Source organism: Azospirillum sp. P4_B5 (assembly GCF_056402275.1).
Map to the genome: position 1 here is coordinate 162,491 of NZ_JBFUHT010000012.1, position 21,213 is coordinate 183,703.

Sequence of the window (21,213 nt, forward strand, 5' to 3'; positions counted from 1 at the left end):
GCGCGTCAGATGGTCCGTTCGTCGGCGTAGAGGTCCCACGGCTCCGCCTCGGCGGCCGCCACCCATTCCGTCATGGCCGGCAGTTCCATCACCGCCCGCGCGTAGGCGCCACACAGCCCGTCCATCGCCACCCCGTAGGTGAGGAGGCGCGTCACCACCGGCGCGTACATGGCGTCGGCGATGGAGAAGCCGCCGAACAGGAAGGGGCCGCCCGCCCCGAAGCGGGACCGCGCGTCGCGCCACACCGCGAAGACGCGGGCGATGTCGGCCTCGCTTTCGGCGTTGCGGCCCACGCCGGGGCGGAACGCCTTGAGGTCCATGGACATGTGAGTGCGCAGAGCGGCGAAGCCCGAATGCATCTCCGCCGAGACCGACCGCGCCACTGCGCGGGCGTGGGCGTCCACCGGCCACAGGGCGGCCTCCGGGAAGGACTCCGCCAGATACTCGCAGATCGCCAACGAATCCCAGATCACCCGGTCGCCGTGCCGCAGGCAGGGCACCCGGCCCGAGGGCGAATGCTCCGCGATGCGGGCCGCGGTGTCGGGCTGGCGCAGCGGGATCACGATCTCCCGGAAGGGCCGGCCGGTCCGCTTCAGCGCCAGCCAGGGCCGCAGGGACCAGGAGGAGAAGGCCTTGTTGCCGATGACCAGCGTCAAGTCGTCCATGGGATGCCTCGGTCGCGGAGGGAGGGGAGGCGGAGCATGCCTGCCCCGCGACCTTGCGGCAAGCCGGCGCGCAATCCCCCTTTTCAGGGACGCCCCGGCGCGCCATGCTTTCCATCACTGCTTCCGTTTCCTGACGAAGGACGCCCGCCTTGCTCGCCACCCTGCTCGCCACGGCCGGCCCCGGCACCGTGACCATCACCCCGCTGAACAAGGCCGGTCTCGCCACGTGGCTGGAAGGCCAGCCGCCCGCCACCGCGGCCTGGGTGAAGGCCGTGAACTTCACGGCCGAGGCCGGTTCGACGGCGTTCCTGCCGGGGGAGGGCGGGGCGGTCGCCCGCGTGCTGGCCGGCGTGTCGGCGCTGGACGACCTGTGGGGTCTTGCCGGGCTGCCCGCCGGCCTGCCGCCGGGGAACTACCGGCTGGACGAGGCGGTGGACGCCGCGCTGGATCGTCGCGCCGCCACCCGTCTGGCGCTGGGCTGGGCGCTCGGCAGCTACCGCTTTGGGCGCTACAAGGCGTCGGACAAGGTCTTCGCCAATCTCGTCTGGCCGAAGCACGCCGACCAGGGCGAGGTGCAGCGCACCGCCACCGCGACCTATTTGCTGCGCGACCTCGTCAACACGCCGGCCAACGACCTCGGCCCGGCGGAACTGGCCGAGGTGGCCCATGCCGTGGCGGAGGAATTCGAGGCCGGGCTGGAGGTGATCGTCGGCGACGACCTGCTGGACCGCGACTATCCGGCCATCCACGCGGTGGGCCGGGCCAGCCCGCGGGCGCCGCGGCTGATCGACCTGCGCTGGGGCAACCCGGCGCACCCGAAAGTGACCATCGTCGGCAAGGGCGTCTGCTTCGACAGCGGCGGCCTGGACATCAAGCCGTCTTCGGGCATGCTGCTGATGAAGAAGGACATGGGCGGCGCCGCGCACGCGCTGGCGCTGGGGCGCATGGTGATGATGGCGGGGCTGCCGGTGCGGCTGCGCGTGCTGGTTCCGGCGGTGGAGAACGTGATCTCCGGCAACGCCTTCAAGCCGATGGACGTGCTGAAGACGCGCAAGGGGCTGAGCGTGGAGGTCGGCAACACCGACGCCGAGGGCCGACTGATCCTGTGCGACGCGCTGGCCGAGGCGGATTCGGAGAAGCCCGCCCTGCTGATCGACTTCGCCACCCTGACCGGGGCCGCCCGCGTCGCCCTGGGGCCGGACCTGCCGGCGCTGTTCGCCAACGACGACGGCCTCGCCGACGACCTGCTGGCCGCCGGGGAGGAGCAGAGCGACCCGCTGTGGCGCCTGCCGCTTTGGGCGCCCTACCGCAAGGGGCTGGACAGCAAGGTGGCCGACCTCAACAACGTGACCAGCAACGGCATGGCCGGAGCGATCACCGCGGGGCTGTTCCTCCAGGAATTCGTGTCGAAGGACACGCCCTGGGCGCATCTCGACACCTTCGCCTGGAACAGCGGCGCCCGCCCCGGCCGCCCGGAAGGCGGCGAGGCGCTGGCCCTGCGCGCGGCCTACGCGGTCATCGCCAAGCGGTTCGGGTAATCCAGCGGTCCAGCATCCGGCGTATGGTTAAAATTGTCACCCCCGCGGGCGTCGCGGGGGTGGCGTGGCGATTCGGAAAGGACTAAAACCTTTGGGTAGGACCGGTGGACTCGGGTGCCGGCCGGGTTTTTGGAGGCGGATACATGGCGCTGAAGGTTCGTGAGGATTATCGCACCCTCACCGGTCCGGAAAAGGCGGCCATTCTGATGCTGGCGCTGGGCGACGAGCATTCGTCCAAGCTGTTCGCGATGATGGACGACGAGGAGATCAAGGAGCTGTCGCAGGTGATGGCGAACCTGGGCACCGTCTCCGCCAACCTGATCGAGCGCCTGTTCGTCGAATTCGCCGAGCAGATGTCGGCCACCGGCTCGCTGGTCGGCTCCTTCGACTCCACCGAGCGCCTGCTGCTGAAGACGCTGCCCAAGGACAAGGTCGACTCCATCATGGAGGAGATCCGCGGTCCCGCCGGCCGCACCATGTGGGACAAGCTGGCCAACGTCAACGAGTCGGTCCTGTCCAACTATCTGAAGAACGAGTATCCGCAGACCGTGGCGGTGGTGCTGTCGAAGATCCGCCCGGAACACGCCGGTCGCGTCCTGACCCAGCTGCCGGAGAGCTTCGCGATGGAGGTCATCATGCGCATGCTGCGCATGGAGGCCGTGCAGAAGGAGGTTCTGGACGACGTGGAGCGCACGCTGCGCACCGAGTTCATGACCAACCTCGCCCGCACCAGCCGCCGCGACAGCCACGAGATGCTGGCGGAAATCTTCAACGGCCTGGACCGCACGACCGAGCACCGCTTCATGGCCGCCCTGGAGGAACGCAACCGCGACAGCGCCGAGCGCATCAAGTCGCTGATGTTCACCTTCGAGGACCTGTCCAAGCTCGACCCCTCCGGCGTCCAGGCCCTGCTGCGCAGCGTCGACAAGCAGAAGCTCGCCACCGCCCTGAAGGGCGCGTCGGAGACGCTGAAGGACCTGTTCTTCTCCAACATGTCGGAACGCGCGGCGAAGATCCTGCGCGAGGACATGGCCGCCATGGGCCCCGTCCGCGTCCGCGAGGTGGACGAATCCCAGATGTACATGGTCCAGCTCGCCAAGGATCTGGCGGCCCGCGGCGAGATCGTCATCTCCGAAGGCAGCGGCGAGAACGAGCTGATCTACTGAGCGGGGTCCCGACGAGGTTGCCCCCACCCTCCCCATGCTGCGCACGGGTCCCCTCCCTCCCCCGCTGTGCAGGGGAGGGCGCTGTCCGAAGCCGCCGGAGTTCCCTCCCCTGCGCAGCGGGGGAGGGTTAGGGTGGGGGCAAGCCAATGCAAGCGCTCTAAGCTCATAATATGACCCCTTCCGGAACGAGCTTTCTCTCGGCCCATGTGCATAATCGGTTGTCGCCCTATCCTTTGAGGACGACGCCATGCCGACCATTCATCGCCAGGACGGCTTCCGGTTCTACTTCTACAGCCATGAACCCAACGAGCCGGCGCATGTTCATGTGGACCGGGGCGGTGCCTCGGTGAAAGTCTGGCTGACCCCGGTGTCCGTTGCGATTAATATGGGCCACTCGGCAAAGGATCTGGCCGATGTGCTGCGGATCGTGCGGGAGCATCGGGCGCGGTTCCTGGAGGAATGGCATGGCTTTTTCGGCACCGAAGGTTGATCTGCGCATCAAGGCCGTGTTGCTCGACGACGAGCGGTTGACGGTCGACCTTATGGATGGACGGTCCATCGCCGTGCCGCTCGCCTGGTATCCGCGCTTGTTCGACGCCACCCCGGAGCAGCGCCGGAATTGGGAGATCGCTGGCGGCGGCTACGGCATCCACTGGCCCGATGTGGATGAGGATCTCAGCACCGAAGGGCTTCTGCGCGGGGCGCCGGCCCCTCGACACATTTCCCCTCCCGCGACACCCTGACCGATTGATCCGGCTGCGAAACGCTTGCCTGTCCGGGCCGGGTTGAGGGACACTCCGTCGCCGCGCGTTCCGAATGCGGGGGCCTTCGGGGGCAAGGGACGCGGCACGCGGGGGGAAAACATGGCACGGAACCTGAAAGCGCTCGGCCTGTGGCGGACGGCTTTGATCGCCAGCGTCCGGCAGGACGGGCCGGATCTGTCGGCACGCCAGATGGCCATCATGCTCCAGGTCTATCTGACCGACCCGCCGCACACCGTGCGCGGTCTGGCGGCGACGCTGAACATCTCCAAGCCCGCGGTGACCCGCGCGCTCGACCGGCTGTCGCTGCTCGGCTTCATCAAGCGCAAGCGCGACGTCGAGGACAAGCGCAGCGTGCTCGTCCAGCGCACCGTGAAGGGCAGCGTCTTCCTGTCCGACTTCGCCGAGCTGGTCGTCGCGGCGGGCGCCGTGGCCCCGGAGGACATGGCGGTCATCCGCGCCGAGGAGGAGGTAGCCGCCTCCGCCAAGGCGCGGCTGGAGGCGCAGCTGGGCGCCTCCGGCCCTGTGGCGGTGCCCGTTTGACCGCCGACGCCTTCAGTAGCCCTGGCTGCGGTCCACGAGGTTCGGCAGGGGGCGCCCCTCGCGGAAGGCGGTGATCGCCTCGGCCACCACCGCGGCGGAACGCGACGGGTGGGTGACGGCGGCGACGTGCGGCGTCACATGCACCTTCGGGTGGGTCCAGAAGGGATGGCCGGCGGGCAGCGGTTCCTCCGCGAACACGTCCAGGCTGGCCCCGGCGATGTGCCCGCTCTCCAGCGCCTCCAGCAGATCGTCCTCCACCAGATGCCCGCCGCGCGCGGCGTTGACGACCACCGCCCCCTTGGGCAGGGCGGCGAACAGCTTGCGGTTCAGCAGGCCGCGTGTCTCCGCCGTCAGCGGCAGCAGGCAGACCAGCAGGTTGCATTGCCCGAGCATCGCCGCCAGCCCGTCGGGTCCGGAGAAGCTCTCCACTCCCGGCAGCGCCTTCGGTGTGCGGCTCCAGCCCAGCACGCGGTAGTCCATGCTCAGCAGCGTCTTGGCCGAGGCCATGCCCAGCTCGCCCAGGCCCAAGATACCGACACTCACCTCCGACGCCGGGCAGGGGTCCAGCGGCTCCCACCGCCCGGCCCGCTGGAGCGCCTCGTAATCGTCGAGGAGCCGGTGCCAGCGCAGCACCTGGAGCGCCACATAGCCGGCCATGTCCACGGTCAGCCCCTCCGACACCATGCGGACCAGCGGCACCTCGGGCAGGGTGGGGTCGAGCAGCAGCGATTCCACCCCGGCGCCCAGCGACACGATCAGCTTCAGGTTCGGCAGGGTGGCGAGCAGCCCGTGCGGCGGCTTCCACACCAGCGCCATCTCGATGTCCGCCGGGTCCCCCATCTCGGGCCACACCCGCACCTCCAGGCCGGGCAGCCGGGCGTCCAGCTCGCTCAGCCAGCGGTCGGAGCGGTCGGTGGTGGAGCAGAAAAGCAGCGTCACGGTGCAAACCCCTGTAATGTTGTCGTTCTTCGTCTCAAACCCGTTCGAGCCAACCGTGCCCCGTCTGATCCTGCTGAACAAGCCCTATGGCGTGCTGCCCCAGTTTACCGATGAGCAGGGGCGCCCGACATTGGCCGACCATGTGCCGGTGAAGGGGGTCTACGCCGCCGGGCGGCTGGACCGCGACAGCGAGGGGCTGCTGGCGCTGAGCGACGACGGCGCGCTGATCGCCCGCATCGCTTCGCCCAAGCACAAGCTGCCCAAGACCTATTGGGTGCAGGTGGAGGGCGACCCGACCGAGGAGGCGTTGCAGCGCCTGCGCGACGGGGTGACGCTCAACGACGGGCCGACCCTGCCCGCCGAGGCCCGCCGGATGGAGGAGCCGGATGGCCTGTGGCCGCGCGACCCGCCCGTGCGCTTCCGCGCCGCCATTCCGACGAGCTGGATCGCGCTAACTCTGAAGGAGGGGCGGAACCGGCAGGTGCGCCGCATGACCGCCGCGGTCGGCTTCCCGACCCTGCGGCTGATCCGCTGGTCGATCGGTGACTGGACGCTGGACGGGCTGGCGCCCGGCCAATGGCGCGAGGTGACGGTGCCGGGGTGGGACTCCCCGAAGGCGCCGCCGGTCCGAACGGCGCCGCCGCCCGGCACCAAGGCGAAGCGCCCGCGGAGCCAAGGCAATCGCACTTGACCCTCATAGCCCTCTCTCCTCCGCTCACGCGCAAACGAAGTTTGCGCTGACGCGACAGGCGGACCTCTGGTCCGCCGAAAGTGGGGAGAGGGTGGCCCGTAGGGCCTCTCGCGCGGGGGGCAAGCCAGCGTGGGAAGGCACAGGTAGGCCTAGACCGGCTCGCAGCCGTAAGCCTTGTCTCCGGCCAGCCGGTGCGGTCGGAGGCGGCATCAGATCAGCGATCAACGTCCGCAAGACGGAAATGACCGCCATCACTGGGCCGTCAGATAGGACTTGGCGCGTGGATTCGCGGTGAATTCGTCATACGCCTGCGTGGGACGGGGATTGGTATCGTCGGCAGCGATGCCTGTGCCGTGTCAACGCCGCCGGAGGTTGTCCATGTCGCGCTCGGCGCTCCGAAGGACCGCTAGGGTCTGCGCGAGGCATCGCGGCAAGTGGCGGACATTTTGGCCGAGACACCTGCCATATCTCCCATGGTTGTATGAATTTCTATGGCGTATTGAATGCATTCAAGTTGACATTTTCGGTCCCTGTGGAGCATACGATCACGCATTGCATGCAGGCATTGCTTGCCTCCCGAAGGAACACGCGATGTCATCCGAACAGGAGTGGCCGCCTCTTCCCCCTTTCAGCACCGGCGTGCGTGGTCGCTGCCCACGCTGTGGCCAGGGTCATCTGTTCAGCGGCTTCCTGAAGCTGCGCTCCCACTGCGAGGTCTGTGGTCTGGACCACTCCTACGCCGATCCGGCTGACGGCCCCGCCTTCTTCGTCATCTGCTTCGTCTCCATTCCCACGGTCATCCTGGCGCTCTGGATCGAGGCAAAGTTTGAGCCCCCTTACTGGGTGCACCTCGTCACGACCTTGCCGTTCCTGTTGCTGACCTGTGTTCCGCCCTTGCGGCCGTTGAAGGGTTGGCTGGTGGCCAGCCAGGACTTTTACAAGGCTGAGGAAGCCCGTTTCGTTACAGCCGCGCCAACCCAGCCGCCTGTGGCCTCGCCCGCAGACAAAGTCTCGCGCTCGACCTGATTGCCGTCAGGTTTCCTTGACGATAGATAGTGTCATAGCCTGGAGATGTTCAAAATGTACGACTGGTTCCCTTTGGTATTCTTTCCATTCAAGATTATCGTGTTAGGAACGGGCATGTTCTTCGCCATCAAGTGGCATCACGATCAAGCGAAGAAGGATAAAGCGAAGAAGAATAACGAAACCAACGGATCGTAAGCGCCCGCCGAACACAACGGCCGTCGCCTTGCGAGGACGCCAGCGGCATCAGATCCGCGATCAACTCCCCCTTGTGCCGGGCTGAACTCATGCCGCCGGATTCCGCGCCCTCCCGGCTGCTGATCAGCAACAAACAGACGGAAATGACCGTCATCACAGGGCCGTCAGACAGGACCTAACCCTCTCCCCAGAGGGGAGAGGGGATATTGAATGCGATTGTGCTACATCCGCACGGCGTCGGACTTGACGGCTTCCAGGTTCAGCGCGGCGGCGAGCAGGGCGCGGGTGTACTCTTCCCGCGGCTCCTCGAAAATGCGGCGGGTGGGGCCCTGCTCCACGACCTTGCCGTCCTTCATGACGATGACGTGGCTGCTGAGCGCCCGCACCACCCGCAGGTCGTGGCTGATGAAGAGGTAGGCGAGGTTGTTGCGCGCCTGGATGTCGCGCAGCAGGTCGACGATCTGCGCCTGCACCGACATGTCGAGCGCGCTGGTCGGCTCGTCCAGGACGACGAATTTCGGCTTCAGCACCAGGGCGCGGGCGATGGCGATGCGCTGGCGCTGGCCGCCGGAGAACTCGTGCGGGTAGCGGTGGCGGCTGGACGCGTCGAGCCCCACCTCCTCCAGCGCCTTCGCCACCATGGCGTCGCGTTCGGCGCCGGAGCCGATGCCGTGGATGGTCAGCCCCTCGCCGATGATCTGGCCGACCGACAGGCGGGGCGACAGGCTGCCGTAGGGGTCCTGGAAGACCACCTGCATCTCCCGCCGCAGCCCGCGCAGCTTCTTCGCCTGCCAGCCCTGGATGTCCTTGCCGTCGAAGCGGATCGCCCCCTCGCTGGCGTGCAGGCGCAGCAGGGCCAGCCCCAACGTCGTCTTGCCGGAGCCGGACTCGCCGACCACCCCGACCGTGTGCCCCTGCCGCACGTTGACCGACACGCCGTCCACGGCGCGGACGTGATCGACGGTGCGGCGCAGCAGGCCCTTCTTGATGGGGAACCAGACCTTCAGGTTGTCGGCGGCCATGATCTCCGGCGCGTCGGCGGGCGGGGTCAGCGGGTCGCCCTTCGGCTCCGCGGCCAGGAGCTTGCGGGTGTAGGGGTGCTGCGGGCGGGCGAAGATGTCGGCGACGTCGGCCTGCTCGACGATTTCGCCCTGGTTCATCACGCAGACCCGGTCGGCCATCTTGCGCACCACGCCTAGGTCGTGGGTGATGAGCAGCAGCGCCATGCCGAAGCGGCGCTGGAGGTCCTTGAGCAGCTCCAGGATCTGCGCCTGGATGGTGACGTCCAGCGCGGTGGTCGGCTCGTCGGCGATCAGCAGGTCGGGCTCGTTGGCGAGCGCCATGGCGATCATCACGCGCTGGCGCTGGCCCCCCGACAGCTCGTGCGGGTAGGCGTTCAGCCGCTTTTCCGGGTTGGGCAGCCCGACCAGCCGCAGCAGCTCCAGCGTGCGCTTGCGCGCGGCGGCGCGGGACAGGCCCTTGTGCAAGAACAACGTCTCGTTGATCTGCCGCTCGATGCTGTGCAGCGGGTTCAGCGAGGTCATCGGCTCCTGGAAGATCATGGCGATGCGGTCGCCGCGCACGTCGCGCAGCACCTTCTCCTCCGCCCCCACCAGCTCGGTCCCGCGGAAGCGGATGGAGCCATGCGGGTGGCGGGCCATGGGGTAGGGCAGCAGTTGCAGGATCGACAGGGCGGTGACCGACTTGCCCGACCCGGACTCGCCGACCAGCGCCAGGGTCTCCCCCTTGGCGATGTCGAAGGACACGCCCTTCACCGCGTGCATCGCCCCGCCGCCGGAACGGAACTCGACATGGAGGTTGCGGACCTGGAGGAGATCGTCGGTCCCATTGGTCGTCATGTCGGTCATGGGCGGTTCCGCCTTCTTGGGCTGGTGGTCGTCAGGGGCATCATTCCGCGGCCTTCTGCGCCACCGCCGCCGCCTCGTTGGCGGTTCCGGTGGCGGTGGAGAGCTGGCCGATGGTCTTGCGCGGGTCGAAGGCGTCGCGCACCGCCTCGCCGATGAAGATCAGCAGGCTCAGCATGATCGCCAGCACGAAGAAGGCGGTCAGGCCCAGCCAGGGCGCCTGGAGGTTCGCCTTGCCCTGGGCCAGCAGCTCGCCCAGCGAGGGGGAGCCGGGGGGCAGGCCGAAGCCCAGGAAGTCGAGCGCCGTCAGGGTGGTGATGGAGCCGTTCAGGATGAAGGGCAGGAAGGTCAGCGTCGCCACCATGGCGTTGGGCAGCACGTGGCGCACCATGATCGTCGCGTCGGTGGCGCCCAGCGCGCGGGCCGCCCGCACATAGTCGAAGTTGCGCGCCCGCAGGAACTCCGCCCGCACCACATGGACCAGCGAGGTCCAGGAGAACAGCAGCAACAGCCCGAGCAGCCACCAGAAGTTCGGCGTCACCACGCTGGACAGGATGATGAGCAGGAACAGGGTGGGCAGGCCCTGCCAGATTTCGATGAAGCGCTGGAACAGCAGGTCGGTGATGCCGCCGAAGTAGCCCTGCACCGCCCCCGCCATGATGCCGACGACGGAGGAGAAGGCGGTCAGCACCAGCCCGAACAGCACCGAGATGCGGAAGCCGTAGATCAGCCGCGCCGTCACGTCGCGCCCCTGGTCGTCGGTGCCCAGCCAATTGTCGGCGGACGGCGGGGCCGGGGCGGGGACCGGCAGGTTGTAGTTGATGGTGCGGTAGCCGTAGGGGATCGGCGGCCAAACGATCCAGCCCTTCTCCTCGATCAACTGGCGCACATAGGGGTCGCGGTAATCGGTCTCCGTCTCGAACTCGCCGCCGAAGGTGGTTTCCGGATAGGCGGTGAAGACGGGCCAGTAGAGCGCGTTGTCGTACTTGATGAGCAGCGGGCGGTCGTTCGCGATGAACTCCGCACCCAGCGACAGGGTGAACAGCACCAGGAAGATCCAGAAGGACCAGAAGCCCCGCCGGTTCGCCCGGAAATTCGCCAGCCGCCGCCGGGTGAGCGGCGTGACGCGCAGGCCGAGGAAGCGGTCGCCGGTCATGGGCGCGCCCTCCGGCGGGCATTTGCCCTCTCCCCTCTGGGGAGAGGGGAGGGTGAGGGGATTGCGCGTGACGGTGCGTACGGCAAAAGCGCACCCCCCTCACCCCAACCCTCTCCCCAGAGGGGAGAGGGAGCATGCGTCAAGATCGCAAAGCTCGCCATCACACCCTCCGCGCTTCGAAGTCGATGCGGGGATCGACGGCGACGTAGGTCACGTCGCCGACGAGGTTCATGATGAGCCCCAGCAGCGTGAAGAAGTACAGCGTGCCGAACATCACCGGATAGTCGCGGTTGATCGCCGCCTCGAAGCCCAGCAGCCCCAGCCCGTCCAGCGAGAAGATCACCTCGATCAGCAGGGCGCCGGTGAACAGGATGCCGATGAAGGCGCCGGGGAAGCCGGCGATGACGATCAGCATGGCGTTGCGGAAGATGTGGCCGTAGAGCACCCGCCGCTCCGCCAGCCCCTTGGCGCGGGCGGTCACGACATACTGCTTGTTGATCTCCTCCAGGAAGGAGTTCTTGGTCAGCATGGTCAGCCCGGCGAAGCCGCCGATCACCATGGACAGCACAGGCAGCACCATGTGCCACGCATAGTCGAGGATCTGTTGCCACCAGGGCAGGCTCGCCCAGTTGTCCGAGACCAGCCCCCTCAGCGGGAACAGGTCAAAATAGCGCCCGCCGGCGAAGACGACGATCAGCAGCACGGCGAACAGGAAGCTGGGGATGGCGTAGCCGACGATGACCACGCCGGAGGTCCAGACGTCGAAGGGCTGGCCGTCGCGCACCGCCTTGGCGATGCCCAGCGGGATCGACACCAGATAGACGATCAGCGTCGTCCAGATGCCCAGCGAGATCGACACCGGCATCTTCTCGATCACCAGATCGACGACGCTGCGGTCGCGGAAGTAGCTCTTGCCGAAGTCGAACATCAGGTAGTTCGACATCATGTGGATGAAGCGCTCGTGCAACGGCTTGTCGAAGCCGAATTCCTTCTCAAGCTGCTTGATGAATTCCGGGTCGAGCCCCTGGGCGCCGCGGTAGCGGCTGCCGGTGTCGCCGCCCTGGGCCTGCTGCGCCGCCGGGCCGCCGGTCTCGCCGCCGCCGGTGCCGCCGATGCGGGCGGTCGCCTCCACCGCGGTGCCCTGGACGCGGGCGATCATCTGCTCGATGGGACCGCCGGGGGCGATCTGCACGATCAGGAAATTGATGACCATGATCCCGAACAGGGTCGGGATGATCAGCAGCAGACGGCGGATGATGTAGGCCAGCATCGCGCGGGTTCGCCTTTCTTAATCCAACCGTCTCAGGGAGCCGCGCGGCGGGCCGTGTTGGCGAGCTTCGCGTTCTTTTCGGGATCGACCCACCAGGTGTCGGTGAAGGCCAAGCCGTATTTGGGCGCAACCGCCGGATGGGAGAAACGGTTCCAATAGGCGACGCGCCGCACGTCGTCGTGCCATTGCGGGATGACGTACCAGCCCCACAGCAGCACGCGGTCCAGCGCGCGGGTCGCGGTGACCAGGCTCTCGCGGTCGGGGGCCTGGATCACCCGGTCGATCAGCGCGTCCACCACCGGGTCCTTGATGCCGGCCAGATTGCGGCTGCCCGGCTGGTCGGCGCGGGCAGCCTGCCAGTAGTCGCGCTGCTCGTTGCCGGGCGAGGTCGATTGCAGGATGCGCTGGATGACCATGTCGAAGTCGTAGCGGTCGATCCGATTCTGGTACTGGGCGGTGTCCACCACGCGGATGGCCGCCTCGATCCCGGCGCGCTCCAGGTTGCGGACGAAGGGCTGGACGATGCGGTCCATGTCCGGCTGCACCAGCAGGATCTCGAAGCGCATCGGCTCGCCGGTCTTCGCGTTCAGCAGCTTGTTGCCCTTCAGCTCCCACCCGGCCTCTTTCAGCAGGGCGAGCGCCGTGCGCAGGTTCGGGCGGATGTTGCCCGACCCGTCGGTCTGCGGCGGCGCGAAGGGCTTGGTGAAGACCTCCTCCGGCAGCTTGCCGCGGAACGGCTCCAGAAGCGCCAGTTCCTCCGGAGAGGGCAGGCCGGTGGAGGCCAGTTCGGAGTTGGAGAAGAAGCTCTTGGTGCGTTGGAACAGGCCGTAGGACAGGTTCGCCCGCGTCCATTCGTAATCGAACAGGTGATTCAGCGCCTCGCGCACCTTGCGGTCGGCGAAGACCGGGCGGCGGCTGTTGAAGACGAAGGCCTGCATGCCCTGCGGGTCCTGGTGCTTGATCTCCTCGCGGACGATGTGGCCGTCGCGGACCGCGGGCACGTCGTAGCCGGTCACCCAGTTCTTCGACGAATGCTCCACCCGGAAATCGATGGCCCCGGCCTTGAAGGCTTCGAACACCACGTCGAGGTCGCGGTAATAGTCGAAGCGGATGCGGTCGAAGTTGTAGCGCCCGCGGTTGACCGGCAGGTCCTTGGCCCACCAGTCGGTCACCCGCTCGAAGACGAGCGAGCGGCCGGGCTGCACCTCGACGATCCGGTAGGGGCCACTGCCGACGATGGGGTCCAGCGTGGTGCTGGCGAAGTCGCGCACCCCGGAACCGTTTCCTTCGAACACATGCTTCGGCAGCACCGGCAGCTGGCCCATGATGACCGGCAGTTCGGGGTTGCCGCCGTCGCGGAAGGTGAAGGTGACCGCGCGTTCCCCCGTCTTCTCCGCCTTCACCACGTCGGCGTAGTAGGTGCGGTAGAGCGGGTGGCCCTTGTCGCGCAGCGTCTCGAAGCTCCACACCACGTCGTCGGCGGTGACCGGGGCGCCGTCGTGGAAGCGCGCCTGCGGGCGCAGCGTGAAGCGCACCCAGCTCCGGTCCTCGGCGACGGTGATCGTCTCGGCGAGCAGCCCGTAGCGGGTCAGCACCTCGTCCCCGCTCTCCACCGTCAGCGTGTCGAAGGGCAGGCTGGCCCCGGCGGCGGTCGACCCGCGCAGGATGAAAGGGTTCAGGCTGTCGAAGCTGCCGTAGGTCGCCAGCTTGATCTCGCCGCCCTTCGGGGCGTCGGGGTTGACGTAGTCGAAATGCTGGAAGTCCGGCCCGTATTTGGGCGTCCCATGGGCCGTGACGGCGTGCCCCGCGGTTTCGCTCGGGTTGGTCTGCGCGCGGGCCGTGGCGAAGGGTTCCGCCAGATACAGGCACATGACCGCGGCGAGGATCGCTTTACCGGTCTTCCTCATGCCCCTCTCGATCCTTTTTGTTTCCGGTAAGGTAGGGGTCCGTCTATGGCACATTCAAGGCGGAGACGGGTATGGCGGCGTCCAAGCTCGCGGCGGGCTGGGAAACCGGTGCGGCGATTTGCGCCTGAAGCGCCGCGGCAAGCGCGTCCACGACCCGTGTCAGCGTGTCCAGCTCCTCCAGGAAACGGGCGAACAGGGCGGGGGTCAGCCGCTCGTCGAGGGCCGCGATCCCTTCGAACAGGTCGCGCCCGGTGTCGATCGCCAGGATGAAGTGCAGCCCGTCGGTGGCCAACCGGACCTCGCGGGCGCCCGCCAGGGCGGCGAGCCGGGCGGCCAGGGCCCGCATTTCCGGCGGGAACCGGCGTTCGGCCTCCGCCGCCGCGCCGCTCAGCGGGGTCAGCACCGGCTCGCCGCCGCGGGCGCCGAGGGTGAGCGTGCAGGACAGCGGCGGAACCCCCGGCTGCGGCAGGTCGATGCAGAGAAGCCAGCCGCGGAAAATCCGGACGGTGCCCTTCAAGGGGCCGGCGAACTTGTGGAGTTCGACCTCGTTGAACCAGAAGGCCAGGCCCCGGCGCACCCCGGTGATACCGTCCTCGGCGCGGGCGGAATGCGGCTTCAGGTCGCTGAACAGCTGGCGCAGCCGGCGCCGGCCCAGGCAGCCGCCGGGCGCGTAGGTGAGGTCGGCGTGGCGGCAGGCGGCCAACACGAGCGCGACGAAGAAGCGCTTGCGGCGGCGGCGGAAGAGAACCAAGGGCGCGCTGAAGACAGCGAAGGCGAGGGCGCCATAGAGCTTCCCGCCATGCTTCCCGCTCTTCAGGAGGAAGGGCAGCTTCACCAGGGCGAGCGCCGTCCCGCCGATCACGGCGAAGACCAGCAGCACGATGGCGGCGCGGGTTCCGGTCCGCTGCCGCTCCAGCCGGTCCAGCAGCGGCCGGATCTCCCGGTCGAACAGATCCTGGGCGTCGGGTGCCGGTGAAGGGGCGGGTGTCTCCGGGGTCATTGGACGGCGGCCCTCAGCCTTCCTTGCCCGGCTTCACCCACCACGCCTCGGGGAAGCCGCTGTTGCGGAAGCCCAGATCGTATTTCGGCGTCTTCTCCGGGAAGCCCAGCGTCGTCCGGTAGGCGATCCAGTTGTCCGGGTTGTACCAGTGCGGCACCATGTAGAAGCCCCACAGCAGCACGCGGTCGAGCGCGCGGGTCGCCGCCTGGACCGACGCCAGATCCTTCGCCGCCAGGGCCTTCTCGATCATCGCGTCGGCCGCCGGCTCCTTGATGCCGGCGTAGTTGGCCGATCCCCGGACGTCGGCGGCGGCGGAGCCGAAATAGCTGCGCAGCTCGGTTCCCGGCGGGGTGAAGAAGTTGAAGTTCGCCACCACCACGTCGAAGTCGAACTCGTCGGTGCGCGCCTGGAACTGAGCGGTGTCGACCACCCGCAGAACCGCGTCGATGCCCGCCTTGCGCAGAGCCTCCACATAGGGCTGGATCACGCGGGTCAGCGCGCCGGTGCCGTCGAGGAACTCGATGCTCAGCACCTCGCCGGTCCTGGCGCTGGTCATCCGGCCGTTCTTCAGCTCCCACCCGGCCTCGCGGAACAGGCGCATCGCCTCGCGCAGGTTGTTGCGGTTGTTGCCGCTGCCGTCGGTCTTCGGCGGCTCGAAGGGGGTGGTGAAGACGCGCTCCGGCAGCTGGGCGCGGAAGGGCTCCAGCAGGGCCAGCTCCTCCGGCGTCGGCGGTCCCTTGGCGCCGAAGTCGGAGTTGGGGAAGTTGGAGGTGGTGCGGAGATATTGGCCGTACAGGATGTTCTTCTGAATCCATTCGAAGTCGAACAGATAGCCCAGCGCCTCGCGCACCCGCGGGTCGGCGAACTTGGCGCGGCGGGTGTTCAGGCGGAAGCCCTGGGCGCCCAGCGGCAGGTCGCTCTTCACCTCGACGCGGTTCACCCGGCCGTCGCGGGCGGCTGGGAAGTCGTAGCCGGTGGTCCAGCGCTGCGCCCGGTTCTCGGTGCGGAAATCGTAGGCGCCGGCCTTGAAGGCCTCGAACATCACGTCGTCGTCGCGGTAGTAATCGACCTTCACGCTGTCGAAATTGTAGAAGCCGCGCGCCGTGGCCAAGTCGCGGCCCCACCAGTCGGCCACCCGCTCGTAGGTGATGGAGCGGCCCGCATCGACCGACTTGATGCGGTAGGGGCCGCTGCCCAGCACCGGCTCCAGCGTCGTCTTGGCGATGTCGCGGCCGTTGGCGGTCCACCAATGCTCGGGCTGGGGGGCGATGCTGGTGGCGAAGTCGATGATCGGCTTCATCTCCCCGGTGGTCTTCAGGGTGATCTTTAGCCGGTGCTCGTCCAGAGCCTCCACCGTCGCCACGCGGTCGAGGAAGGATTTCAGGAAGGGGTTGCCGTGCGCCTGGATGGAATCCCAGGCGAAGACCACGTCCCCGGCGGTCACCGGCACGCCGTCGTGCCAGCGCGCGTCCTTGCGCAGGTGGAAGACGGCCCAGCTCTTGTCGTCGGGCAGTTCCACGCTTTCCGCCAGCGCCCCGTAGGCGGCGTCCATCTCCCAGCCGGAGCCGACCATCAGCGAATCGGCGATCAGCCCCAGCGTGCGCGGGGTGACGCCGCGCAGGATGATAGGGTTCAGGCTGTCGAAGCTGCCCTGAGCGGCCAGAGTGATCTGTCCGCCTTTGGGGGCCTCGGGGTTGGCGTGCGGGAAATGGGTGAAGCCCGGCTTGAACTCCGGCTCGCCGAACTGTTTCAGGGCGGGGACGGTGACCGTCTGCGCCTGGACCCCGTTCGCCTGGATTGGCGCCGACAATGCGAGGAGGGCCAAGAAGGCAGTCGTCCGGGCGGCAGCGAGAACTCGGCGCATCGTCGGTCCTGATGTGGTTGGGCCTGACATGGTTGGCCTGAAGTGGCTTGGCGGATCAGCCTTAGCATGTACGCGCCTTGCGGCGCGTCAAGTCCGCGTACGCAACGGTATCTTACGCCCGTCCGCTGGCGCCGGCCCGTCCGGGGGCGCAAAAAAGGCAGGAATGTGGCGACGCCTGACGAGGTGGTGACATGTCGATGGTCCGGCGCACGAGCGCGGAGTTTCTCGGCACCTTCTGGCTGGTGTTCGGCGGCTGCGGCAGCGCCGTGCTGTCCGCCGCTTTCCCGGAGGTCGGGATCGGGCTGACCGGCGTCTCCCTGGCCTTCGGCCTGACGGTGCTGACCATGGCCTACTCGGTCGGCCACATCTCCGGCTGCCACCTGAACCCGGCGGTCACCGTGGGGCTGTGGGCCGGTGGGCGCTTCCCGGCCAAGGACATCCTGCCCTACGTCATCGCGCAGGTGGTCGGCGCCTTCCTGGCGGCGCTGGTGCTGTACGTCATCGCCACCGGCAAGGCCGACTGGTCGCTGGCCGCCAAGGGACTGGCCGCCAACGGGTACGGGGAGCATTCGCCGGGCGCGTACAACCTCACCTCCGGCCTGCTGGCCGAGGTGGTGCTGACCTTCATGTTCCTGATCGTCATCCTGGGCTCCACCGACCGGCGGGCGCCCGCGGGCTTCGCGCCGCTGGCCATCGGGCTGGCGCTGACGCTGATCCACCTCATCAGCATCCCGGTCACCAACACCTCGGTGAACCCGGCGCGCAGCACGGGCCCAGCGCTGGTCGTCGGCGGCTGGGCGCTGCAGCAGCTCTGGGCCTTCTGGGTGGCGCCGCTGGTGGGTGGGCTGCTCGGCGGGCTGGCCTACCGCGCGCTGGCCGAGGAGATGCCGCCGAAACCGGCCATCACCGGCGAGGCCCGGCCATCTACCTGAGTCCTTTCTGACCCTTTCCCTTCGGGTCCCTCCCGACTCAGCGGACCGTGCCCCTCCGGCGCGGTCCGTTTTTTATGGGAATGTTCGCCCTCGCCCGGCGGAAGTCACGGCCTTGTCGCGGGAACTTCGCGGGCGTCAACGGTTATTCTGGGCATCCGTTGACGCACTGGGAGTAGATCATGCGGCAGTTCGACCCCGATTCCAACCCGATGACCGACGAGGATTACGGCATCGTCCTCGGCCTGTTCATCGGCATCTACCTGGGGCTGCTGGCCGTCTCGCTGCTGCCCTGACCGGCGCGGGCCTTCTTCCAGTGGTCGGCCATGCGCTCCATGAGCTGACGGTAGCGGCGGTCGGACCGCATCATCCGGCGCACCGCCTTGCCGTTGCGCGGGTCGGCCAGCATCCATTCCTCCGCGGCCATCTGGTGCTCCGGGTGGATGGACAGCATGTAGATCGCCGCCTGCTCCGGCTGCGTCACGGCCTCCTCCTTCAGCCCCTCCAGGATCGCCCCGACATAGAGCGGCAGGACGTTGCGGAAGTCCTCCGGTCCGGTGCCGTCCTGGCTGGAGGCGTCGTCCCCGGCGCCCATCAGGGCGCGGCGCTCCTCCGCCGGCAGGGCGAAGAAGGCGTCCAGCCCCAGCAGCAGGTCGCAGACCGTCTTCTTGCGGACCATCCAGTTCGCCCCGCCCGACACCCGGCCGGCCAGCGAGTGCAGGAAGGGGCGCAGCTTCTCCGGCGAGGTCTCGAAGACGGAGCGGGCGGGCGTGGCGATGGTTGCCATGGGCGTGGTCCTCCTGTCTCAGCCGGCAAGGGCGGCCAGCGTTTCGCGATGGGTGCGGGCGTCGCCCGCGGCGACCACGCGTCCGCTGGAGGTGGCGTCGAGCGGTTTCCCGTCCCAATCGGTCATCAGCCCGCCGGCCCCGGTCACCACCGGCACCAGCGCCGCGAAGTCGTAGAGCTTCAGCCCCGATTCGACGACGAGGTCGTAATAGCCCGCGGCCAGCAGGCCGTAGCTGTAGCAGTCGCCGCCATAGACCGACACCTTGGCCGCCCCCGCCACCCGGCGGAAGGCGTCCTGGTCCGCTCCGGGGAACAGGTCGGGCGAGGTGGTCCCCAGGGTCGCCGCGGCCMGCCCCCCGGCGCAATCGCGCACGCGGGCCGGCTGGCCGTTGAACAGGGTGGCGCGCCCCTCGACGCCCAGCCAGCGGTCCCGGACGATGGGCTGGTCGATGACGCCGAGCACCGGGCGCCCGCGGTGCAGCAGGGCGATCAGCGTGCCGAAGATCGGGCGGCCGGTGATGAAGGACTTGGTGCCGTCGATGGGGTCGATCACCCACACCCATTCGGCGTCCAGGTTCTTCGTCCCGAACTCCTCGCCATAGATGCCGTCGTCGGGGCGTTCGGCCTCGATGATGGCGCGGATGGTCCGTTCCGCCTCGCGGTCGGCGATGGTGACGGGGGAGGCGTCGGCCTTGTCGTCCACCGCCACCGGCGTGCGGAAATACTGGCGGATGACCGGGCCGGAGGCGTCGGCCAGACGCTCCGCCAGGGTCACCAGGGGGGTGGGGCAGGGTTCGGTCATGGTCGCTCCGCCGGATCGCGCGTGGTGGGAAAGAGGGCGGCATCCTAGTCGGCTGCTCTCCCGGCGCAAACCATCAATGCGGGAGCCATCATCAAGAGGGGAGGGTTGCGTGGGACGCCGCTTCCCCGTCCGGCGGGCTTGTGGCAGCCTCTTCGCCATGCACGACCGCTCCTCCCCACCCGACCGCCCGACCGCCCGCCCGAACGCCTATGCCGGCATCCCGCTCGATCGCGCCGCCGTGCGCCGCAAGGACAAGGACTGGCTGAAAGACGCCTGGGCCTCGCCGCAGGCGCGCCTGCTGCCCGTGGCGAAATCGCGCAACTTCGTGACCGGCGACGCCGACTCGGCTCGCGCGGTCGCCGTCGCCTGCGGTGGTGACTGGGGGGTGGAGCCGGTTTTCCTCGGCCTGCTGGACGGCGTGCCGCACTTCACCGTCGACCTGACCGCTCTGGAGGCGCCGGAGGAGCATCCCGCCCTGGCCGGGCTCGGCCGTTTCGAGGACCTGCGCGCCGTCGGCCCGGTAATGGAGGCGACGGAGGCCGGGCTGTGCGCCTACGCCCGCGGCATCACCTGGTGGAACGCCCGGCACCTTTTCTGCGGCGTCTGCGGCTCCGTCGCGGCGGGTGCCGAGGGCGGGCATGTGCGCGTCTGCACCAACCCGGACTGCGCCACCCACCATTTCCCGCGCACCGACCCGGCGGTGATCATGCTGGTCCATGACGGGGCCGGGCGGATGGTGCTGGGCCGCAACTCCCGCTTCCCGCCAGGCATGCATTCGGTGCTGGCCGGCTTCGTCGAGCCGGGCGAAAGCCTGGAGGACAGCGTCAAGCGCGAGGTGCTGGAGGAGGTGGGGCTGGAGGTCACCGACATCCGCTACCACTCGTCGCAGCCCTGGCCCTTCCCGTCCTCGCTGATGCTGGGCTTCAGCGCCCGGGCGGTTACGCTGGACATCCAGACCGACCTGGAGGAGCTGGAGACGGCCCACTGGTTCGACCGCGAGTTTCTGCGGACCTTTACTCCCAGCGAGACGTTCCGCCTCGCCCGCCCCGACAGCATCGCCCGCCGCCTGATCGACGAGTGGATCGCCGAGGGGGAGTGAGGGCGTCGCATCGCGTGCCCCCACCCTAACCCTCCCCCGCTATCGCAGGGGAGGGGATAGCTCCCTCCCTTGCCGAAGCCGTGGGAAGGGGGGGCAAGCGCGGCTCGCCCCATCCCTCAATCCTCGCCGATGCGCTGGCTTTCCTGATAACGGAAGGGGTTGGCGGGGTAGACGCCCAGGATCTTCACCTCGCCCGCGCGGGCGAAGAAGGCCAGCTCCTCCAGTGCCAGGCGCAGGGAACGCTCCTCGGGATGGCCCTCCACGTCAGCGTAGAACTGGGTCTGGGTGAAGTGCCCGCCGACCATGTAGCTTTCCAGCTTCGTCATGTTGATGCCGTTGGTGGCGAAGCCGCCCAGCGCCTTGTAGAGGGCCGCCGGCACGCTGCGCACGCGGAAGACGAAGGTGGTGATGATCTTGGCCCCGGTCCCCTCGGTGGGCAGCGGCGGGGTCTTCGGCTCGCGGGACAGGATCAGGAAGCGGGTGGTGTTGTGCTCCGCGTCCTCGATGCCGCCCTTCAGGATGTCCAGCCCGTAGATGTCCGCGGCCAGCGAGGAGGCGATGGCAGCGTGCTGCGGGTCGCCCAGCTTGGCGATCTCGGCGGCGGCGCCTGCGGTGTCGGCGTGGGAGATCGCCGTCAGCCCCAGCTCGCGCGTCATGTTGCGGCACTGGGACAGCGCCTGGATGTGGCTGCGCACTGTCTTCAGCCCGGCCAGCGTGGCCCCCTTCGGGGCGAGGAGCTGGTGGTTCACCCGCTGGAAATGCTCGCCGATGATGTGCAGGCCGCCTTCGGGCAGCAGATGGTGGTTGTCGGCCACGCGCCCGGCGATGGAATTCTCCACCGGGATCATGGCGAGCGCCGCGCGTCCCTCGCGCACGGCGGCGAAGGCGTCCTCGAACGTGGCGCAGGGCAGCGTCGTCATCTCCGGAAAGACCGTCCGGCAGGACAGGTCCGAATAGGCGCCGGGCAGGCCCTGGAAGGCGATCACGTTCGAGGTCGTCATCGGTTGGTCT

The 21,213-nt window shown here is 68.4% G+C and carries 21 protein-coding genes; 9 read left to right on the top strand and 12 right to left on the bottom strand.

Features of this window, described 5'->3' with window-relative positions; translation table 11 throughout:
- Positions 1 to 5: 5 nt before the first annotated feature.
- Positions 6 to 665, bottom strand: a complete 660-nt coding sequence (locus tag AC1DVI_RS12270; RefSeq protein WP_476958199.1) for a glutathione S-transferase family protein — start codon at positions 663 to 665, stop codon at positions 6 to 8.
- Between the two features lie 149 nt (positions 666 to 814).
- Between AC1DVI_RS12270 and AC1DVI_RS12275 the strand changes: the two genes are divergently transcribed.
- The 5 genes from AC1DVI_RS12275 to AC1DVI_RS12295 all read left to right on the top strand — a co-directional run bounded on the left by AC1DVI_RS12275 (position 815) and on the right by AC1DVI_RS12295 (position 4,673).
- Positions 815 to 2,203: a leucyl aminopeptidase family protein gene (locus tag AC1DVI_RS12275; protein ID WP_476958200.1), complete on the top strand. Its 1,389-nt coding sequence runs from the start codon at positions 815 to 817 to the stop codon at positions 2,201 to 2,203.
- A gap of 143 nt (positions 2,204 to 2,346) precedes the next feature.
- Positions 2,347 to 3,369, top strand: coding sequence for a flagellar motor switch protein FliG (fliG, locus tag AC1DVI_RS12280; protein ID WP_035670918.1), 1,023 nt, complete (start codon positions 2,347 to 2,349; stop codon positions 3,367 to 3,369).
- 247 nt (positions 3,370 to 3,616) lie between these two features.
- Entirely contained in the window at positions 3,617 to 3,859 is a 243-nt protein-coding gene (locus AC1DVI_RS12285; RefSeq protein ID WP_476958201.1) for a DUF4160 domain-containing protein, read from the top strand.
- Positions 3,834 to 4,112 (top strand): DUF2442 domain-containing protein, encoded by a 279-nt coding sequence (locus AC1DVI_RS12290; protein WP_476958202.1) that lies wholly within the window; start codon positions 3,834 to 3,836, stop codon positions 4,110 to 4,112. Before AC1DVI_RS12285 ends, AC1DVI_RS12290 begins: the two co-directional genes overlap by 26 nt.
- 120 nt (positions 4,113 to 4,232) lie before the next feature.
- Positions 4,233 to 4,673 carry a MarR family transcriptional regulator gene (locus AC1DVI_RS12295; protein ID WP_476958203.1) on the top strand — a complete coding sequence of 147 codons (441 nt, stop codon included), beginning with the start codon at positions 4,233 to 4,235 and terminating at the stop codon, positions 4,671 to 4,673.
- A 12-nt stretch (positions 4,674 to 4,685) separates the two neighbouring features.
- On the opposite strand, the gene AC1DVI_RS12300 is transcribed toward AC1DVI_RS12295, so the two are convergent.
- The gene (locus AC1DVI_RS12300) at positions 4,686 to 5,612 is read right to left on the bottom strand and encodes a 2-hydroxyacid dehydrogenase (RefSeq protein ID WP_476958204.1); all 927 of its coding nucleotides are present in this window, start codon (positions 5,610 to 5,612) and stop codon (positions 4,686 to 4,688) included.
- Positions 5,613 to 5,667: 55 nt separating this feature from the next.
- On the opposite strand from AC1DVI_RS12300, the gene AC1DVI_RS12305 reads away from it, so the two are divergent.
- Both AC1DVI_RS12305 and AC1DVI_RS12310 read left to right on the top strand, forming a co-directional pair.
- Positions 5,668 to 6,303 (top strand): pseudouridine synthase, encoded by a 636-nt coding sequence (locus AC1DVI_RS12305; protein ID WP_476958205.1) that lies wholly within the window; start codon positions 5,668 to 5,670, stop codon positions 6,301 to 6,303.
- Between the two features lie 591 nt (positions 6,304 to 6,894).
- Positions 6,895 to 7,329 (top strand): DUF983 domain-containing protein, encoded by a 435-nt coding sequence (locus tag AC1DVI_RS12310; RefSeq protein WP_476958206.1) that lies wholly within the window; start codon positions 6,895 to 6,897, stop codon positions 7,327 to 7,329.
- Positions 7,330 to 7,456: 127 nt separating this feature from the next.
- Here AC1DVI_RS12310 and AC1DVI_RS12315 read toward each other — a convergent pair whose 3' ends face one another.
- The 7 genes from AC1DVI_RS12315 to AC1DVI_RS12345 all read right to left on the bottom strand — a co-directional run bounded on the left by AC1DVI_RS12315 (position 7,457) and on the right by AC1DVI_RS12345 (position 16,547).
- Positions 7,457 to 7,678, bottom strand: a complete 222-nt coding sequence (locus AC1DVI_RS12315) for a hypothetical protein (protein WP_476958207.1) — start codon at positions 7,676 to 7,678, stop codon at positions 7,457 to 7,459.
- A 67-nt stretch (positions 7,679 to 7,745) separates the two neighbouring features.
- Positions 7,746 to 9,383 (bottom strand): ABC transporter ATP-binding protein, encoded by a 1,638-nt coding sequence (locus AC1DVI_RS12320; RefSeq protein WP_476958287.1) that lies wholly within the window; start codon positions 9,381 to 9,383, stop codon positions 7,746 to 7,748.
- A gap of 49 nt (positions 9,384 to 9,432) precedes the next feature.
- Positions 9,433 to 10,545, bottom strand: a complete 1,113-nt coding sequence (locus AC1DVI_RS12325) for an ABC transporter permease (RefSeq protein WP_476958208.1) — start codon at positions 10,543 to 10,545, stop codon at positions 9,433 to 9,435.
- A gap of 160 nt (positions 10,546 to 10,705) precedes the next feature.
- Positions 10,706 to 11,815 (bottom strand): microcin C ABC transporter permease YejB, encoded by a 1,110-nt coding sequence (locus AC1DVI_RS12330; protein WP_114861849.1) that lies wholly within the window; start codon positions 11,813 to 11,815, stop codon positions 10,706 to 10,708.
- Between the two features lie 32 nt (positions 11,816 to 11,847).
- On the bottom strand, positions 11,848 to 13,722 hold the full coding sequence (locus AC1DVI_RS12335; RefSeq protein ID WP_476958209.1) for an extracellular solute-binding protein: 1,875 nt from the start codon (positions 13,720 to 13,722) through the stop codon (positions 11,848 to 11,850).
- A 43-nt stretch (positions 13,723 to 13,765) separates the two neighbouring features.
- Complete coding sequence (locus AC1DVI_RS12340) at positions 13,766 to 14,722, bottom strand: hypothetical protein (protein WP_476958210.1); 957 nt, start codon at positions 14,720 to 14,722, stop codon at positions 13,766 to 13,768.
- Positions 14,723 to 14,735: 13 nt separating this feature from the next.
- Positions 14,736 to 16,547 carry an extracellular solute-binding protein gene (locus AC1DVI_RS12345; protein WP_476958211.1) on the bottom strand — a complete coding sequence of 604 codons (1,812 nt, stop codon included), beginning with the start codon at positions 16,545 to 16,547 and terminating at the stop codon, positions 14,736 to 14,738.
- A 230-nt stretch (positions 16,548 to 16,777) separates the two neighbouring features.
- Between AC1DVI_RS12345 and aqpZ the strand changes: the two genes are divergently transcribed.
- Complete coding sequence (gene aqpZ, locus AC1DVI_RS12350) at positions 16,778 to 17,518, top strand: aquaporin Z (RefSeq protein WP_476958212.1); 741 nt, start codon at positions 16,778 to 16,780, stop codon at positions 17,516 to 17,518.
- A 256-nt stretch (positions 17,519 to 17,774) separates the two neighbouring features.
- On the opposite strand, the gene AC1DVI_RS12355 is transcribed toward aqpZ, so the two are convergent.
- Positions 17,775 to 18,302: a hypothetical protein gene (locus tag AC1DVI_RS12355; protein WP_476958213.1), complete on the bottom strand. Its 528-nt coding sequence runs from the start codon at positions 18,300 to 18,302 to the stop codon at positions 17,775 to 17,777.
- Positions 18,303 to 18,320: 18 nt separating this feature from the next.
- Positions 18,321 to 19,103: a histidinol-phosphatase gene (hisN, locus tag AC1DVI_RS12360; protein WP_476958214.1), complete on the bottom strand. Its 783-nt coding sequence runs from the start codon at positions 19,101 to 19,103 to the stop codon at positions 18,321 to 18,323.
- 109 nt (positions 19,104 to 19,212) lie between these two features.
- On the opposite strand from hisN, the gene nudC reads away from it, so the two are divergent.
- A complete protein-coding gene (gene nudC, locus AC1DVI_RS12365; RefSeq protein WP_476958215.1) occupies positions 19,213 to 20,202 on the top strand; it encodes an NAD(+) diphosphatase in 990 nt (329 codons plus the stop codon).
- A gap of 116 nt (positions 20,203 to 20,318) precedes the next feature.
- Here the strand turns inward: nudC and AC1DVI_RS12370 are convergent, their stop codons facing one another.
- Positions 20,319 to 21,203 (bottom strand): prephenate dehydratase, encoded by an 885-nt coding sequence (locus AC1DVI_RS12370; RefSeq protein WP_137115037.1) that lies wholly within the window; start codon positions 21,201 to 21,203, stop codon positions 20,319 to 20,321.
- Positions 21,204 to 21,213 lie beyond the last annotated feature (10 nt).

Coding starts and splice junctions, on each gene's coding strand:
- AC1DVI_RS12295 (WP_476958203.1), top strand. CDS start 4,233: ATGGCACGGAACCTGAAAGCGCTCGGCCTGTGGCGGACGGCTTTGATC.
- AC1DVI_RS12270 (WP_476958199.1), bottom strand. CDS start 665: ATGGACGACTTGACGCTGGTCATCGGCAACAAGGCCTTCTCCTCCTGG.
- AC1DVI_RS12290 (WP_476958202.1), top strand. CDS start 3,834: ATGGCTTTTTCGGCACCGAAGGTTGATCTGCGCATCAAGGCCGTGTTG.
- AC1DVI_RS12355 (WP_476958213.1), bottom strand. CDS start 18,302: ATGGCAACCATCGCCACGCCCGCCCGCTCCGTCTTCGAGACCTCGCCG.
- AC1DVI_RS12315 (WP_476958207.1), bottom strand. CDS start 7,678: ATGACGGTCATTTCCGTCTGTTTGTTGCTGATCAGCAGCCGGGAGGGC.
- AC1DVI_RS12320 (WP_476958287.1), bottom strand. CDS start 9,383: ATGACGACCAATGGGACCGACGATCTCCTCCAGGTCCGCAACCTCCAT.
- AC1DVI_RS12335 (WP_476958209.1), bottom strand. CDS start 13,722: ATGAGGAAGACCGGTAAAGCGATCCTCGCCGCGGTCATGTGCCTGTAT.
- AC1DVI_RS12340 (WP_476958210.1), bottom strand. CDS start 14,722: ATGACCCCGGAGACACCCGCCCCTTCACCGGCACCCGACGCCCAGGAT.
- fliG (WP_035670918.1), top strand. CDS start 2,347: ATGGCGCTGAAGGTTCGTGAGGATTATCGCACCCTCACCGGTCCGGAA.
- aqpZ (WP_476958212.1), top strand. CDS start 16,778: ATGTCGATGGTCCGGCGCACGAGCGCGGAGTTTCTCGGCACCTTCTGG.
- AC1DVI_RS12285 (WP_476958201.1), top strand. CDS start 3,617: ATGCCGACCATTCATCGCCAGGACGGCTTCCGGTTCTACTTCTACAGC.
- AC1DVI_RS12370 (WP_137115037.1), bottom strand. CDS start 21,203: ATGACGACCTCGAACGTGATCGCCTTCCAGGGCCTGCCCGGCGCCTAT.
- AC1DVI_RS12325 (WP_476958208.1), bottom strand. CDS start 10,545: ATGACCGGCGACCGCTTCCTCGGCCTGCGCGTCACGCCGCTCACCCGG.
- AC1DVI_RS12330 (WP_114861849.1), bottom strand. CDS start 11,815: ATGCTGGCCTACATCATCCGCCGTCTGCTGCTGATCATCCCGACCCTG.
- AC1DVI_RS12310 (WP_476958206.1), top strand. CDS start 6,895: ATGTCATCCGAACAGGAGTGGCCGCCTCTTCCCCCTTTCAGCACCGGC.